This window comes from Rhodococcus sp. NPDC060176, assembly GCF_042728675.1.
Classification (GTDB): domain Bacteria; phylum Actinomycetota; class Actinomycetes; order Mycobacteriales; family Mycobacteriaceae; genus Rhodococcus_F.
The window spans coordinates 87554-103245 of record NZ_JBHWYS010000002.1 but is presented as its reverse complement, the minus strand read 5'-3'; the positions used below and the strand labels follow the sequence as shown (position 1 = coordinate 103245).

Below are 15692 nucleotides of genomic sequence, written 5' to 3'. Positions count from 1 at the left end.
GGTGTGGAGAGACGCGACGGCGAGCCGCATCGGCTGATTTCAGTGAGTGAGCTGATCAACCAATTCCGCGGCGCTGTCGACGGAGTCGAGCAACGCTCCGACGTGCGCTTTGGTGCCTCGAAGCGGCTCGAGGGTGGGGATTCGGATCAACGACTCGCCCCCGAGATCGAAGATGACCGAATCCCAGCTCGCGGCCGCGATATCGGCACCGAATCGACGTAGGCACTCGCCGCGAAAGTATGCGCGAGTGTCGGTGGGAGGGTTCATGACCGCGTCGAGAACCTGTTGTTCGGTGACAAGCCGCTCCATGGAGCCGCGAGCAACCAGGCGGTTGTACAGACCCTTGTCGAGCCGCACGTCGGAGTACTGCAGATCCACCAGATGCAACCGCGGCGCCGACCACGCGAGTCCCTCACGATTGCGGAAACCTTCGAGCAGACGCAGTTTGGCCGGCCAGTCCAGGATGTTCGCGCACTCCATGGGATCGCGCTCGAGGAGGTCGAGAACCATCGCCCACTTGGCGACGATGTCGTCCGCTCGCGGATCACGATCGGTCTCACGGTCCAGGAACTTCGAGACACGTTCGAGGTAAATACGTTGCAGCGCAAGTCCTGTCAGTTCACGTCCGTCTGCCAGCGCCACGGTCTTGCGCAGAGTCGGGTCGTGGCTGATGTGGTGGACGGCGGTGACCGGACGTGCCAGCTGCAGATCGGTGAGGTCGACACCAGCCTCGATCAGGTCGAGTACCAGCGCCGTTGTTCCCACCTTGAGGTACGTCGACATCTCCGCGAGGTTCGCGTCGCCGATGATGACGTGCAGCCGGCGGTACTTGTCCGCATCCGCATGCGGTTCGTCGCGGGTGTTGATGATTCCGCGCTTGAGCGTGGTCTCGAGGCCTACTTCAACCTCGATGTAGTCCGATCGCTGCGAAAGCTGGAATCCGGCCTCGTCGCCGGACTGACCGAGACCCACACGACCGGAACCACAGATCACCTGCCGGGACGCGAAGAACGGCGTCAAGCCGGTCACGATCGACGCGAACGGGGTGTCGCGCGAGCACAGGTAATTCTCGTGCGTGCCGTACGACGCCCCCTTGCCGTCGACGTTGTTCTTGTACAGCTGCAGCCGTGGTGCACCGGGCACGCTGGATGCGTGCCGCGCAGCAGCTTCCATCACGCGTTCGCCGGCTTTGTCCCAGATCACGGCGTCGAGCGGGTCGGCGACTTCGGGGGCCGAATATTCCGGATGGGCGTGGTCGACGTACAACCGTGCCCCGTTGGTGAGAATCATGTTCGCGGCGCCGATCTCGTCCGCGTCGATCACCGGTGCAGGGCCGCTCATGCGCCCCAGGTCGAAGCCTCGGGCGTCACGGAGCGGAGATTCGACCTCGTAGTCCCAGCGTGTGCGCTTGGCTCGTGGCACGCCCGCTGCGGCGGCGTAGGCAAGCACCGCCTGGGTTGAAGTGAGAATCGGATTCGCCGACGGCTCACTGGGTGAAGATATTCCGTATTCGACCTCGACACCGATGATCCGCTGCATGACACAAGAGCCTATGTGATTGCGGCGCGGTGCCTACAGCCGTGGCACAGTTGGAGGAATGCACCAACCTCTCACCGCAGACCTCAATCCCGCGGACGAGGTAGTCGCCGTGTACGACCGGACGGGTAATCCGATCGGCCGAGCAACACGTTCCGTCGTCTACTCGGGCGGGCTCTGGCACGCGAGCGCAGGAGTCCTCGTTCGCACCGGGGACGGTTCGCGTATCTACGTTCATCGCCGAACCGACACGAAGGCAGTATTCGGGGGCTATCACGACTGTCTTGCCGGAGGCGTCGTCGATCCAGGTGAGACGCCGCAGGAAACTGCGATTCGTGAAGTTGGTGAAGAGCTCGGAATCTTCGGAACGGCAGATCAGCCACTCCAACTGACGGAGATCGCTCGAAAATCCTGGGACGGCGAGTGGAACAATTCTCCGTTGCGCTGTCACCTGTTTGCGTTCGAACTCAGGTACGACGGTCCGATGGCTCATCAGCCCAGCGAGATCGCCGAAGGTTGGTGGTGGACGCCGAAAGAACTCGGCGCCCACCTGCAAGACCCGTCGTGGCCGTTCGTTCCGGACTCGCGCGCTCTGCTGGCCGACTATTGCTGGAGCTGAACACCGCTGGGACTGAACACTGGTGGGACCTGTGATCAGCCCGGGGTGATCGCCGAGAGCCACGCCGCAAACGCGCTGGGGTTGCGGGTCTGTGCGAGAACGCGTCCGGGGCCGGTGAAGTCGAAGACAAATCCTTCACCGGACTTCATCGACTGAATGGTGCGCCCTTGAACGGCGCGCCGCATGTTGAAGTTCATCCCGAGGTCGTAGGCGACCACGTGACCGGTGTCGATCGTGATCGTCTCGTCCGGCTGCAAGTCGATGACGTCGATCGCGCCGTAGACGGCCAGCACTACCTCACCGTCGCCACTTGCCCGCAGGCCGAATCCGCCCTCACCGCCGAAGAGGTTGGACATGCCTCCCCATTTGGACTCGACTGTGACGCCGTAGGAGTTGGCCAACCAGGTTCCACGGTTGAGGAAGAACGGGCGATCGGACGTGATGGTCAGCGGGATCAGATCGCCGGGAAGAACGCCCGTCACATCGACCCAACCACCTTGCGGCGGAGCGGTATACGTCGTGACGAAAAACGATTCTCCACTGAGCATCGACCGCTTGAGGCCTTGCAGGACGCCGCCCTGCGCCTTCGCTTCGAGAACCACGCCGGCAGAATGCGCGAGCATTGCCCCGCTCTCCACGCGCAGCGGTTCGCCGGGCGCGAGGTAGCAGCGAGCGACTGTGGACGACGGATTGTGTCGAAGATGTATCTGCACGGCGGGACTCTAAACCAGCGCGACCGACCGGTCCAATCGCAACGGAGGGAACAGCAGCGGCGCACCGATCGGGCCGACAACTCTCGAGGAGTGGCCGGCCCGATCGGTGTTGGTTTTCGCTACAGGTACTGGCCCGTGTTCGACTCCGTGTCGATCGCGCGGCTTGCACTGGCGTTCTTGCCCGTGACGAGAGTACGGATGTAGACGATCCGCTCCCCCTTCTTGCCCGAAATACGTGCCCAGTCATCAGGATTGGTGGTGTTGGGCAGATCCTCGTTCTCGGCGAACTCGTCGACGATGGAATCGAAGAGGTGCTGCACACGCAAGCCCGGAGCACCGGTGTCGAGCACCGACTTGATCGCGTACTTCTTGGCGCGGTCGACGATGTTCTGGATCATCGCACCCGAGTTGAAGTCCTTGAAGAACAGAACTTCCTTGTCACCGTTGGCGTACGTGACCTCGAGGAAACGATTCTCTTCGCTCTCCGCGTACATGCGATCGACGACGCGAACGATCATCGCCTTCAAGCATGCAGTGCGATCTCCACCGAACTCGGCGAGGTCGTCCGCATTGATCGGCAGACCGTCCACCAGGTACTTCGAGAAGATGTCCTGAGCAGATTCCGCGTCGGGACGCTCGATCTTGATCTTCACGTCCAGTCGGCCCGGACGCAGGATGGCCGGGTCGATCATGTCCTCACGGTTGGACGCACCGATGACGATGACGTTCTCGAGCCCTTCCACGCCGTCGATCTCGCTGAGCAGCTGCGGAACGACCGTTGTCTCCACGTCGGAGGAGACTCCCGAACCACGGGTACGAAAGATCGAGTCCATCTCGTCGAAGAAGACGATCACCGGAGTACCCTCGGACGCCTTCTCGCGAGCACGCTGGAAGATCATCCGAATGTGACGCTCGGTTTCGCCGACGAACTTGTTCAGAAGTTCCGGGCCTTTGATGTTCAGGAAGTAGGACTTGGCGTCCTTGCTGTCCTGACCGCGGGCTTCGGCGATCTTCTTGGCCAACGAGTTGGCGACTGCCTTGGCGATGAGCGTCTTACCGCAACCGGGAGGACCGTAGAGTAGTACTCCCTTCGGCGGTCGCAGCGAGTACTCGTGAAACAGGTCCTTGTGCAGGAACGGAAGCTCGACGGCGTCACGGATCTGCTCGATCTGACGACCGAGACCACCGATGTCGTCGTAGTGAACGTCCGGAACTTCCTCGAGAACCAGATCCTCGACCTCGGCCTTCGGGATGCGCTCGAAGGCGTATCCGGCCTTGGTGTCGACGAGCAACGAGTCGCCGGGACGCAGTTTTCTGGTCGGAGAATCAGCGTCGTACGCGATGATGTCGGCTTCGGGATCGGCGAAGACGGCCGCCAACGGTGCCGCGAGCCAGACGATGCGCTCTTCGTCGGCATGCCCGACCACCAGCGCGCGCAGTCCGTCGTCGAGTACCTCACGGAGCGTGCTGATCTCGCCGACCTGCTCGTAGGTGCCCGCCTCGACGATGGTGAGTGCCTCGTTGAGGCGAACCGTCTGTCCGAGGGCAAGGGTGTCCGTGTCGATGTTCGGTGAGCACGTCAATCGCATCTTGCGACCGGACGTGAACACATCGACGGTCTTGTCCTCGTGTACCGAGAGAAGGACTCCGTAACCGCTCGGCGGCTGACCGAGTCTGTCGACTTCTTCACGAAGTGCGATGAGCTGCTGACGGGCCTCCTTGAGGGTGTCCATCAGCTTGCTGTTTCGGATGGACAGCGAGTCCACCTTCGACTCCAGCTCACGCACCTGCTCCGGCGATTGTGCGAGTTGTCGGCGCAGAACCTGTGCTTCCACTCGTAGCGCGTGGAGTTCTTCTGCTGCCGCAACCGAATCCGGGTTCTCTGTCGAGCTCATGTGCGTCTCCTCCCAGTGCGATCCATCAACGCTACCGGCATAAGGCCCCAACTGTCGCCAGACACGGTGCGCGAGTGCGAATTCACACCCGCACGGGGACCGTGCCGACTGGTCTCGAGCCAGAATTTGGTCATGTTAGCCTTGCCTACAAGATGGAGACAGCGCCTGTCTCTCTTTACAACGAAAGGTAACGCTGTGATCATCCGCAAGACTCTCATCAGCGCTTGTGCCGTCGCTGCCGTCCTGACCATGGGTGCATGCAGCTCGGACGACAACAAGGATTCGACGGCTGCCAGCTCGACTTCCGCCGCCGCCTCGAGCTCCACGGCCAAGGCCTCGGCTTCCGCCACGACGTCAGCTGCCGCTGCCGCAGCGGCTCCGACGGCGGAGGAGCTCAACGCCTCGCTCGTCGCTCTGATCGATCCGGCCAAGCCGATCGAGGAGAAGACCGCTCTGGTGGTCGACGGAACCAAGCGTCAGGCCAACATCGAGACGATGAGTGCTGCGCTGGGCGGTAACCCGGCCTACGCGATCACGTTCAACGTGGACAACGTGAAGGTCGACGGTCAGACCGCAACTGCAGACGTCGCCGTCGTCAGCCCGCACGGCGCCGCCCCGGCCACCCCGTGGACCTGGGAGCTCGAAGACGGTTCCTGGAAGCTGTCCGACACCTCGGCTTGCGTGCTCCTGGAAATGGGCCGCGCTTCCTGCACCGCATAACTTCCAGCTACAACAAGAGCGGCGATCCGGATACCGGATCGCCGCTCTTGTTGGTTTCGTGTGACTACTTGGCCGCGGTGTTCGAGCCCTTGCCCGCACGCCGTTGGGGCTTCGGGGTGACAGTTCCTTCGGCGAGACGACGAGCGCTCACGAGGAACGCGGTGTGGCCTTGCATCCGATGTTCGGGGCGCACCGCCAAACCGACGACGTGCCAACCGCGCACGATCGATTCCCACGAGCGCGGCTCGGTCCAGCATTCCTGCTCGCGCATCGCCTCGACGACCTTCGAGAGCTGAGTAACGGTCGCGACGTAGACGATCAGAACGCCGCCAGGCACGAGCGCCTTCGAGACGGCGGGCAGGACGTCCCACGGAGCCAGCATGTCGAGTACGACGCGATCGACCTTGCCTCCGTGCGCTTCCGGATCGAACTCGGCGAGATCGGCGATGGTCAGTTCCCAGTTCGGCGGACGTTCCCCGAAGAAGGTCTCGACGTTGCGAACCGCATGTTCGGCATGATCGTCGCGGACCTCGTAGGAGATGACCTTGCCCTCGGGTCCGACGGCACGCAGCAGCGAACATGTCAATGCGCCGGAGCCGGCTCCGGCCTCGAGCACGCGTGCTCCTGGGAACACGTCGCCTTCGTGGACGATCTGAGCCGCGTCCTTCGGGTAGATGACCTGGGCACCGCGCGGCATGGACAGCACGTAGTCCACCAGCAGGGGGCGCAGTGCGAGATAGGGCGTGCCGTTGACCGACTTGACGACGCTGCCCTCGTCGGCACCGATCAGATCGTTGTGAACGATTCCGCCCTTGTGGGTGTGGTACTCGCGGTTCGCCTCGAGAACGATCGTGTAGTGGCGTCCCTTGCCGTCGGTCAGCTGGACTCGGTCGCCGACGCGGAACGGTCCCGACGGCCGCTTGCCCGGCGCAGTGAGATCAGCGTCTGGAAGCTCTTGTTCGGGAATCTCGGCGACAGCGGACTGCACAACCTCATCCACTTCGGTCGTGACTTCTTCTGATTGCAGCTCGTTCGCCATGCGCAGATGATCCCTGTTCGCTTGTTTCCGGTGTCCTCGCCACCGGCTCCGACGGAGTTGTCGGACCAACCGCATAGCCTGCCAGGTGTGAGCTCTGTCGAATTGCCAACCCCCACTCCAACGGGTGCCACATCACACGAGCGCCCGCGTAGTCGGCCGGCGCTCTCTCCGTCTCGGGCGGGTGACTACAAACAATGCCCCCTGCTCTATCGGTTTCGAGCGGTCGACAGAATTCCGGAAACACCAACCAGAGCGCAGGTCAGAGGCACCGTCGTACACGCGGCACTGGAAGCGCTGTTTGCACTCCCGACCGGTCACCGGGTTCCCGATCGCGCAGCCGAACTCGTCCGGCCCGCGTGGGAACGTGTCAGTGCCGAGTCTCCCGAGGCCGCCGATCTGATTCCGGACGACGAGCTGGACGCGTTTCTCGGTGAAGTCGGCAAGCTCGTCGCGACCTACTACACGCTCGAAGATCCCACTCGATTCGATGCCGAGGCATGCGAGGTGTACGTCGAGACCGAATTGGACAACGGCGTTCGACTCCGCGGTTTCGTCGACCGGATAGACGTTGCACCGACGGGCGAGGTGCGGGTGGTCGACTACAAGACCGGGAAGGCTCCTCGTGAGTTCACCGAGTCCAAAGCGCTCTTCCAGATGAAGTTCTACGCTCTCGTATTGCTGCGCACTCGCGGAATCGTTCCCGCGCAACTGCGCCTGATCTACCTGGCCTCCGGCTCGATTCTCACGTACGCCCCGGACCACGACGAGCTGATCAGATTCGAACGAACCCTCTCCGCCATTTGGAAGGCGATCCTCGCAGCAGGTGCGACCGGAGACTTCAGACCCAAGCCTGGCAAACTGTGCGACTGGTGCGATCACAAGTCACTGTGCCCCTCGTTCGGCGGAACACCACCGCCGTATCCAGGTTGGCCGGATCTGTTGAGCGCCGAACCTGTTGTCGCAAAGGAGAATTCATAACATGACGGACAGTTCGTACTACCGCTACCTCGGAACGACGGAGGAAGGGCACGAGCGGTTCGCGAGCACGCAGGCAACTGTCAGCATCTGGGGCCCGACGCTGCAGCACGGCGCTCCCCCGTCGGCGCTGTTGGTACGAGCCCTCGAGCGGTGCGGTGCGCGCGACGAGACCCGTCTGACGCGTGTCGTCGTCGAGATTCTCGGACCGATTCCGATCGCCGACCTCGAAGTCCGGTCCTGGATCGAACGACCCGGTCGCCGTATCGAATTGATCGTCGCCGAACTGTGGGCGACCACCACCGACGGATCTGCACGTGCTGTTGCGCGAGGGACTGCGTGGCGGATGGAGACGGTGGATACCGGTGACGTCGTCCACGTTGTCGATCCCCCGCTCGAACCCCGCGACAGTGGAACCCCGGGCGTTCTCGAGGGTCTCTGGAGCGTCGGCTACCTCAAGACCCTCGATTGGTCCTGGATTGCTCCGATCGGGTGCGTGGGCACCGGAAAGGTGTGGGCACGCCCCAAGCCCGAACTGGTCGAGGGCGAGAAGATGTCTGCCCTCGAGCGCTTGTTCGCGGTGGCCGACATCTCCAACGGCGTCGGCGCCAAGCTCGACCCGGAGCACTGGACGTTCCTCAACACCGATCTCACGGTGCACATCTTCCGCGTGCCCGAGGGTGACTGGGTCGGTGTCGCCGCCGAAACCACAACCGGTCCGGACGGCGTCGGCATGTGTGCGGGTGTGCTCTACGACGAGCAGGGTGCCGTCGGCCGTATCGCCCAGACTTTGCAGATTCGCGCCCGTTCCTGACTTCCAGGAACGGGCGCGAATGCGCGTAGATCTATTCAGGCAGTGATCAGAAAGCGCGTACCGAGCGGATGTTCGACGCGAGGATGGCCTTGGCGCCGAGTTCGGCCAAGGCATCCATCACCTGGTTGTGTCCCTTGATCGGGACCATCGCGCGAACCGCGACCCAGTCAGGATCGGCCAACGGTGAGAGCGTCGGCGACTCCATACCGGGGGTCATCTTGATGGCGTCGTCGAGGATGGTGCGCGGGCAGTCGTAGTCGATCATCAGGTTCTGCTGAGCGAAGACGATTCCCCGTACGCGTTCGATGAGCTGGTTGCGGGCGGGATCGTCCTGCGGAGCGCCGGTGCGCTCGATCAGGACGCCCTCGGAATCGCAGAGCGATTCGCCGAAAGCCACGAGGTTGTGTTGACGGAGAGTGCGACCCGATCCGACCACGTCGGCGATCGCGTCGGCGACACCGAGCTGAATCGAGATCTCCACGGCGCCGTCGAGACGGATGACGGTGGCGTCGAGTCCGCGATCTGTGAGGTCCTTGCGGACGAGATTCGGGTACGACGTCGCAATACGAAGGCCGGACAGATCCTCGACCGTCCAATCCTTGCCGGCCGGTGCTGCGTAGCGGAACGACGAACGGCCGAAGCCCAGCGACAGACGCTCGGACACGGGAGCTCCCGAGTCGCCGGCGAGGTCGCGACCGGTGATGCCGAGATCCAGTTCACCGGAGCCGACATAGATCGCAATGTCCTTGGGGCGCAAGAAGAAGAACTCGACCTGATTGGCAGGATCGAGGACCGTCAGATCACGGGAATCGGTGCGTCGACGGTAGCCGGCCTCGCTGAGAATCTCGGCGGCGGACTCGGACAGTGAGCCTTTGTTGGGAACTGCTACGCGCAGCATGGTGGATGTCCTTTCGGAAGGTGTGGTTGACGTGAGACGACGTGAATCGGAAGCCCTGGACGAGCGAGATGGCGAACATCTCGCTGGTCAGCTCCGATCACAGATGTCGGTACACGTCCTCGAGGGTCAGTCCGCGACCGACCATCAACACCTGCGTCCAGTACAGCAGCTGGGAAATTTCCTCGGCTAGCTGCTCATCGCTCTGGTATTCCGCAGCGATCCACACTTCACCGGCTTCCTCGATGACCTTTTTGCCCTGCGCATGCACACCGGCGTCGAGGGCGGCGACAGTGCCGGACCCCTCGGGGCGAGTAGCAGCACGCTCGGTCAATTCGGCGAACAAGGATTCGAAGGTCTTCACGGGTAGACATTCTTTCACGAGGACGGAAGCGGTTTTCACACGCCCACGAACAGCGGTGTTCACAGCCCTGCGTCGAGGCTGCGCGAACTGACGAACCTGCGGGTCTGCCCGGTGATCGGATCCGGGTACTCCAGCGCCCGCGCCAACAATCGCAATGGCGTGGAGAAGTCGCCAGGCACCGCGGGTAGGTACTCGGGGTAGTAATTGTCGCCGACGATCGGGATTCCAAGTGAGTTCAGATGCAGGCGAAGCTGATGGGTCCGGCCGGTCCGTGGGAGCAACCTGTATCGCCCGAGCGTCCGGCCGGCCGAATCGGTGATCACCTCGATCAGTTCGATCGAGGTCTCACTGTTCGGCTCACCCTCGATCTCGGTGGCCGTCATCTCGCCGTGAACCTTGTTGATGCGACTGCGCACCGTGCGCGGGAAAGTCAGTTCCGGATCGACGCCCGCAATCGCCTCGTATTCCTTGACGATCCGCTGCTCGGCAAAAAGTTCCTGGTACGGCCGTCGTAGGTCCGGTGTCACGGTGAACACGATGACCCCCGCCGTCATCCGGTCGAGGCGGTGAACCGGCGCAAGATCCGGAAGATCCAGGTCGCGACGCAGTCGCACGACCGCACTTTCGACGATGTGCGCTCCCCGCGGAATGGTCGCCAGGAAGTGTGGTTTGTCGATCACGAGAATCGAGTCGTCGCGGTACAGGATCTCGATCTCGTGCGGGACCGGAATCTCGGGAGCTGGTTCGCGGTAGAAGTACACGAAACGGGTCGGCTGATAAGGCGTTTCGCCGGTGATCTCGCGCCCGTGCTCGTCGACGACATCCCCGGCGCTGACGAGGTCCGCCCACAGATCCCGCTCCCCCGGATTGTCGGCGATCAGGTGCTCGAGGACGGTACGCGCGGACGACTCGGCCGGCATCCGCAGCCGATCCGGCCCGAGACCGTTTCGGATCGGCAACGGAGCCTTGGGCACTGCTCAGTCCTGCTCGAGGTCTGGTGAACAACTTTCGCAGAGCAATTCGAGGGTGCGACCGTCGCCGTCGATCCGATTGCGGAACCGCGGCGTCGGAGTACCGCAATCGACACAGACGCCGAGCGTCTTGGCTTCGGATGAGAACTCGATGTTCATCCGCTTGTCGAACACGTATAAGGAACCGTCCCAGAGACCGCGGTCGCCGAAAGTTTCGCCGTAACGGACGATTCCGCCGTCCAACTGGTAGACCTCGTCGAAGCCACGTGAGCGCATCAGTGAAGACAACACCTCGCAGCGCACTCCCCCGGTGCAGTAGGTGACCACGGCTTTGCCCTTGAGATGGTCGTACTTGCCGCTGTCGAGTTCGGCGACGAAATCGCGAGTGGTGGCCACGTCTGGAACCACTGCATCTCGGAAACGGCCGATCTCGGCTTCGAACGCATTGCGCCCGTCGAAGAACACGACCTCGTCACCGCGACTGTCGACGAGTTCGTGTAGTTCTTTGGGCGCCAGGTGAACCCCGCCGCCGACTACACCGTTCTCGTCGACCTTCAGCTCGTCGGGGGCACCGAACGTCACGATCTCCGAGCGAGCCTTGACGCTCAGGCGAGGGAAATCGTCACCGAGTCCGTCCGACCACTTGATGTCAGCGGTGCGGAACGGCTCGTAGCCACGCGTACCTCGGACGTATCGCTTGACATCCTCGATGTCTCCGCCGACCGTCGCATTGATCCCGTGAGGCGAGACGATGATCCGACCCGTCAAGTTGTTCGACTCCGCGAGGCTGTGCTGCCACAGTTTGATCGCTTCCGGGTCCGCCAAGGGCGTGAACTGGTAGAACAGAACAATTTTCGGAATAGCCACAGCAAATCCAGCCTAACGTGCCGCGCTCGAGTGAACGTCGTGAAGATCGTGAATGGACAAGTCCACCAGGGACTCTCGGAACACGCGGCCAGGACCGGCCGGGACGTCGACCTCACACGGAACGACGAGCACCGCGCAACCCGCGGCGCTGGCCGACGCCGTACCGGTCGGTGAGTCCTCGATCGCGAGGCACTGCGCCGGCTCGAGTCCGAGCAGGTGCGCGCCGCGCAGGTACGGATCCGCTGCCGGTTTCCCGTTGGGGACCTCGTCGCCGCACACCGAGTGGTCGAAGAACTCACGGCCGAGCATGCCGAGTGCCCGATCGACCAGTACTCGCTCGGTGTTGGTGACCAGTGCAGAACGCAGACCACCGTCACGCACGGTCGACAGAGCATCGCGAGCGCCCGGTCGCCAGGTCACGCCGTCCTCGAACAGATCGCCGACGCGGGTGTACATCCAGTCCTTCGCCTCGGCGATGGCATCGGGATGCTTCTCCAGGCCGAGCGCGTCGAACACCGTCGCCAGGGCGAAGGGGCTCGACGCACCGATGACGGCGATGCGAGTCGCTTCCGTCATCGGTCCGCCCAGGCGCAGGGACAGCTCACGTAGCGCGATGTCCCACAGCTTCTCCGAATCGAGCAGGGTGCCGTCCATGTCCCACAGGACACCACCGAGGGTCGTTTCGGATACTTCGGTCAACAACTCAGACATTGAAATACTTTGCTTCCGGGTGGTGCAGGACAAAAGCGTCGGTGGACTGCTCGGGATGCAGCTGCAGTTCCTCGGACAGTTCGACGCCGATCCGCTCGGGTTCCAGCAAAGCAACCAACTTGGCACGATCCTCGAGGTCCGGGCACGCGCCGTATCCGAACGAGTAACGAGCGCCGCGGTACTCGAGATCGAAGTACCCGGCAACCTCGGTCGGATCCTGCTCCGCGACGGTGTGGCCCTCGGGAAGCACAAGCTCTTCACGGACGCGTCGATGCCAGTACTCGGCCAGAGATTCCGTGAGCTGGACGCCGATTCCGTGTACTTCGAGGTAATCGCGGTACGAATTCGACGCGAACAACTCGTTGGCGAAGTCCGCGATCGGCTGACCCATCGTCACCAGCTGGAACGGAAGAACGTCGACCTGGCCGGTGGCCTCGGCGTCCTTGCGCGAGCGGACGAAGTCCGCGATGCACAGGAAGCGATCGCGGTGCTGACGCGGGTAGGTGAACCGGAACCGTTCGGGTGCATCCGGTTTCGGCTCGGTGAGCACGATGACGTCGTCGCCCTCCGAGATCGCCGGGAAGTACCCGTACACCACAGCGGCGTGCGCGAGGATTCCCTCGGACGTCAGGCGATCGAGCCAGTATCGCAGCCGCGGACGGCCTTCCGACTCGACCAGTTCCTCGTACGTCGGACCGTCGCCCTTGCGCTGACCGCGAAGACCCCACTGGCCGAGGAAGAGAGCGCGCTCGTCGAGCAGGCCCGAGTACTCGGACAGCGAGATTCCCTTGACGATGCGCGAACCCCAGAACGGAGGTGTCGGCACCGCAATGTCGGTGGCAACGTCGGAACGCTCCGGCAGGATGACGGGAACCGCTGCAGCCTTACGCTTTTCGGCGATTCGCTTGGAACGCTCGTGACGGGCTTTACGCTCGGCCGCCTTCTCACGCGCTGCGATGGCCTCCGGGCTGTCCGGCGCTGGGCCGCCGCCACGCTTGGTCGTCATGATCTGGTCCATCAAGTTCAGACCCTCGAAAGCGTCGCGGGCGTAGCTGACGTCGCCCTCGTACACCTCCTGCAGATCGTTCTCGACGTACGAGCGCGTCAGCGCCGCACCGCCGAGCAGAACCGGGAACTTCTCGGCGACACCGCGTGCATTGAGTTCCTGCAGATTTTCCTTCATCACGACAGTGGACTTCACGAGCAGTCCGGACATGCCGATGACGTCGGCCTTCTTGTCCAACGCGACGTCGAGGATGGTCGCGATCGGCTGCTTGATGCCGATGTTGACTACCTCGTAGCCGTTGTTGCTCAAGATGATGTCGACCAGGTTCTTGCCGATGTCGTGAACGTCGCCCTTGACGGTCGCGATCACGATACGGCCCTTGCCGTCCTCGTCGGTGGCTTCCATGTGCGGTTCGAGGAAGGCAACCGCAGCCTTCATGACCTCGGCCGACTGCAACACGAACGGCAGCTGCATCTGACCGGAGCCGAACAGCTCACCGACGGTCTTCATGCCGGACAGCAGAGTCTCGTTGATGATGGCCAGCGGCGGCTTGATCGTCATCGCCTCGGTAAGGTCGTCGTCGAGGCCGTTGCGCTCACCGTCGACGATGCGACGCTCGAGGCGGTCGAACAGCGGAAGTCCCGCGAGTTCCTGTGCACGGGACTCACGCGCCGACGCAGCCGAAACGCCCTCGAAGAGAGCCATCAGCTTCTGCAGTGGGTCGTAACCCTCGCGACGACGGTCGTAGACCAGGTCGAGTGCGGTTTCACGCTGCTCGTCCGGAATGCGGGCCATCGGCAGAATCTTGGACGCGTGAACGATCGCCGTGTCCAGACCGGCCTCGGTGCACTCGTGCAGGAACACCGAGTTGAGGACCTGACGTGCGGCCGGGTTCAAACCGAACGAAATGTTGGAGATACCCAGGGTGAAGTGCAGTTCCGGGTAGGCGGCCTTGAGCTGACGGATGGCTTCGATGGTCTCGATGCCGTCGCGTCGAACCTCTTCCTGACCGGTCGAGATGGGGAAGGTCAACGCGTCGACGATGATGTCGGACTCGGCGAGTCCCCAGTTTCCCGTGATGTCCTCGATCAGACGCTTGGCGATGGCAACCTTGGTCTCGGCGGTGCGAGCCTGGCCTTCTTCGTCGATGGTCAGGGCGACAACGGCCGCGCCGTGTTCCTTGACCAGCGTCATGATCTTGTGGAAACGCGATTCCGGGCCGGCGCCGTCTTCGTAGTTGACGGAGTTGACCGCGCAGCGGCCACCGAGGTGCTCGAGACCGGCCTGCAGCACGGCAGGCTCGGTGGAGTCGAGCATGATCGGGAGCGTCGAGGACGTCGCCAAACGGCTTGCCAGTTCTGACATGTCGGCGGCACCGTCACGGCCCACGTAGTCGACGTTGAGGTCGAGCATGTGTGCGCCGTCGCGGGTCTGGTCCTTGGCGATGTCCAGGCACTTCTGGTAGTCCGCGGAGAGCATTGCCTCGCGGAAAGCCTTGGAGCCGTTGGAGTTCGTGCGTTCGCCGATCATCAGGATGCTGGCGTCCTGCTCGAACGGCACCGCGGAGTACAGCGAAGAGGTGCTCGGCTCGTGGATCGGAGTGCGCTGGGCCTTCTCGACCTGGCGGACCGCCTCGGCCACCGCGCTGATGTGCTCCGGTGTCGTACCGCAGCAGCCACCGACGAGACCGAGTCCGAACTCGGACACGAAACCACTGAGGGCTTCGGCCAATTCGTCGGCGGTCAGCGGGTACTCGGCACCCTTGGGGCCGAGTTGCGGCAGGCCGGCATTGGGCATGACCGACACCGGCAGCGTCGAGTACTTGGAGAGATGTCGGAGATGCTCGCTCATCTCGGCCGGCCCGGTGGCGCAGTTCAGGCCGATCATGTCGATACCGAGCGGCTCGAGTGCCGTCAGCGCCGCACCGATCTCACTGCCCAGGAGCATCGTTCCGGTTGTCTCGACCGTCACGTGCGTGATGATCGGCAGCCGCAGTCCGAGTTGCTCCATCGCGCGCTGACTGCCGAGGATTGCAGCTTTCACCTGAAGCAGGTCCTGGCAGGTTTCGACGAGGATGGCGTCGGCGCCACCGTCGATCATGCCGAGCGCAGCTTCGGTGTACGCGTCACGAAGGACTGCGTACGGTGCGTGTCCGAGGCTGGGGAGCTTGGTTCCCGGCCCCATCGAGCCGAGTACGAATCGGGCCATTCCGTCGCGGCCGGGTCCCATCTCGTCCGCTACTTCGCGGGCGAGAGCAGTGCCTTTTTCCGAGAGTTCGCGGATCCGGTGAGAGATGTCGTAGTCGGCGAGGTTGGGCAGGTTGCAACCGAAGGTGTTGGTCTCGACGGCATCGGCACCAGCGGCGAAGTACGCACGGTGGATGTCTTTGAGCACGTCGGGACGGGTGTCGTTGAGGATCTCATTGCACCCCTCGAGGCCGAGGAAGTCGTCCAGGGTGAGGTCCGCGGCCTGCAACATGGTGCCCATCGCTCCGTCGCCGATGACAACGCGCTGTTTCAGCGCATCAAGCAGGGCAGAGTTAAATGGGGCAGACATGCCGTCCAGAG

Annotated in this window: 14 protein-coding genes; 4 read left to right on the top strand and 10 right to left on the bottom strand. The window is 63.1% G+C overall.

Going from position 1 to position 15692, the window contains the following annotated elements:
• Positions 1–39: 39 nt before the first annotated feature.
• A complete protein-coding gene (gene dop / locus ACFWEM_RS08945) occupies positions 40–1539 on the bottom strand; it encodes a depupylase/deamidase Dop (protein ID WP_283304750.1) in 1500 nt (499 codons plus the stop codon).
• A 58-nt stretch (positions 1540–1597) separates the two neighbouring features.
• Here dop and ACFWEM_RS08940 point away from each other — a divergent pair, with 58 nt between their 5' ends.
• Positions 1598–2155 carry an NUDIX domain-containing protein gene (locus tag ACFWEM_RS08940; protein ID WP_378532934.1) on the top strand — a complete coding sequence of 186 codons (558 nt, stop codon included), beginning with the start codon at positions 1598–1600 and terminating at the stop codon, positions 2153–2155.
• A gap of 35 nt (positions 2156–2190) precedes the next feature.
• Here the strand turns inward: ACFWEM_RS08940 and ACFWEM_RS08935 are convergent, their stop codons facing one another.
• Positions 2191–2868, bottom strand: coding sequence for a TIGR00266 family protein (locus ACFWEM_RS08935; protein ID WP_378532932.1), 678 nt, complete (start codon positions 2866–2868; stop codon positions 2191–2193).
• Between the two features lie 119 nt (positions 2869–2987).
• Entirely contained in the window at positions 2988–4763 is a 1776-nt protein-coding gene (gene arc / locus ACFWEM_RS08930) for a proteasome ATPase (protein WP_003944870.1), read from the bottom strand.
• A gap of 195 nt (positions 4764–4958) precedes the next feature.
• Here arc and ACFWEM_RS08925 point away from each other — a divergent pair, with 195 nt between their 5' ends.
• Entirely contained in the window at positions 4959–5483 is a 525-nt protein-coding gene (locus ACFWEM_RS08925; RefSeq protein WP_378532930.1) for a hypothetical protein, read from the top strand.
• A 64-nt stretch (positions 5484–5547) separates the two neighbouring features.
• Here the strand turns inward: ACFWEM_RS08925 and ACFWEM_RS08920 are convergent, their stop codons facing one another.
• Positions 5548–6471 (bottom strand): tRNA (adenine-N1)-methyltransferase, encoded by a 924-nt coding sequence (locus ACFWEM_RS08920; RefSeq protein ID WP_378534497.1) that lies wholly within the window; start codon positions 6469–6471, stop codon positions 5548–5550.
• Positions 6472–6609: 138 nt separating this feature from the next.
• Here ACFWEM_RS08920 and ACFWEM_RS08915 point away from each other — a divergent pair, with 138 nt between their 5' ends.
• Together ACFWEM_RS08915 and ACFWEM_RS08910 are read left to right on the top strand one after the other, a co-directional pair.
• Positions 6610–7500 (top strand): RecB family exonuclease, encoded by an 891-nt coding sequence (locus ACFWEM_RS08915; RefSeq protein ID WP_378446058.1) that lies wholly within the window; start codon positions 6610–6612, stop codon positions 7498–7500.
• A 1-nt stretch (position 7501) separates the two neighbouring features.
• On the top strand, positions 7502–8311 hold the full coding sequence (locus ACFWEM_RS08910; RefSeq protein ID WP_317552802.1) for a thioesterase family protein: 810 nt from the start codon (positions 7502–7504) through the stop codon (positions 8309–8311).
• 46 nt (positions 8312–8357) lie between these two features.
• Here the strand turns inward: ACFWEM_RS08910 and hisG are convergent, their stop codons facing one another.
• The 6 genes from hisG to metH all read right to left on the bottom strand — a co-directional run bounded on the left by hisG (position 8358) and on the right by metH (position 15681).
• Positions 8358–9209 (bottom strand): ATP phosphoribosyltransferase, encoded by an 852-nt coding sequence (gene hisG / locus ACFWEM_RS08905; RefSeq protein WP_095970083.1) that lies wholly within the window; start codon positions 9207–9209, stop codon positions 8358–8360.
• A gap of 97 nt (positions 9210–9306) precedes the next feature.
• Positions 9307–9570, bottom strand: a complete 264-nt coding sequence (locus ACFWEM_RS08900; protein ID WP_003944933.1) for a phosphoribosyl-ATP diphosphatase — start codon at positions 9568–9570, stop codon at positions 9307–9309.
• A gap of 59 nt (positions 9571–9629) precedes the next feature.
• Entirely contained in the window at positions 9630–10490 is an 861-nt protein-coding gene (locus tag ACFWEM_RS08895; protein WP_378534495.1) for a pseudouridine synthase, read from the bottom strand.
• A 57-nt stretch (positions 10491–10547) separates the two neighbouring features.
• Positions 10548–11408, bottom strand: coding sequence for a rhodanese-related sulfurtransferase (locus tag ACFWEM_RS08890; RefSeq protein WP_378532928.1), 861 nt, complete (start codon positions 11406–11408; stop codon positions 10548–10550).
• 12 nt (positions 11409–11420) lie between these two features.
• Entirely contained in the window at positions 11421–12119 is a 699-nt protein-coding gene (locus ACFWEM_RS08885; RefSeq protein ID WP_378532927.1) for an HAD family hydrolase, read from the bottom strand.
• Positions 12112–15681, bottom strand: coding sequence for a methionine synthase (gene metH / locus ACFWEM_RS08880; protein WP_378532925.1), 3570 nt, complete (start codon positions 15679–15681; stop codon positions 12112–12114). Before metH ends, ACFWEM_RS08885 begins: the two co-directional genes overlap by 8 nt.
• Between the last annotated feature and the right edge of the window lie 11 nt (positions 15682–15692).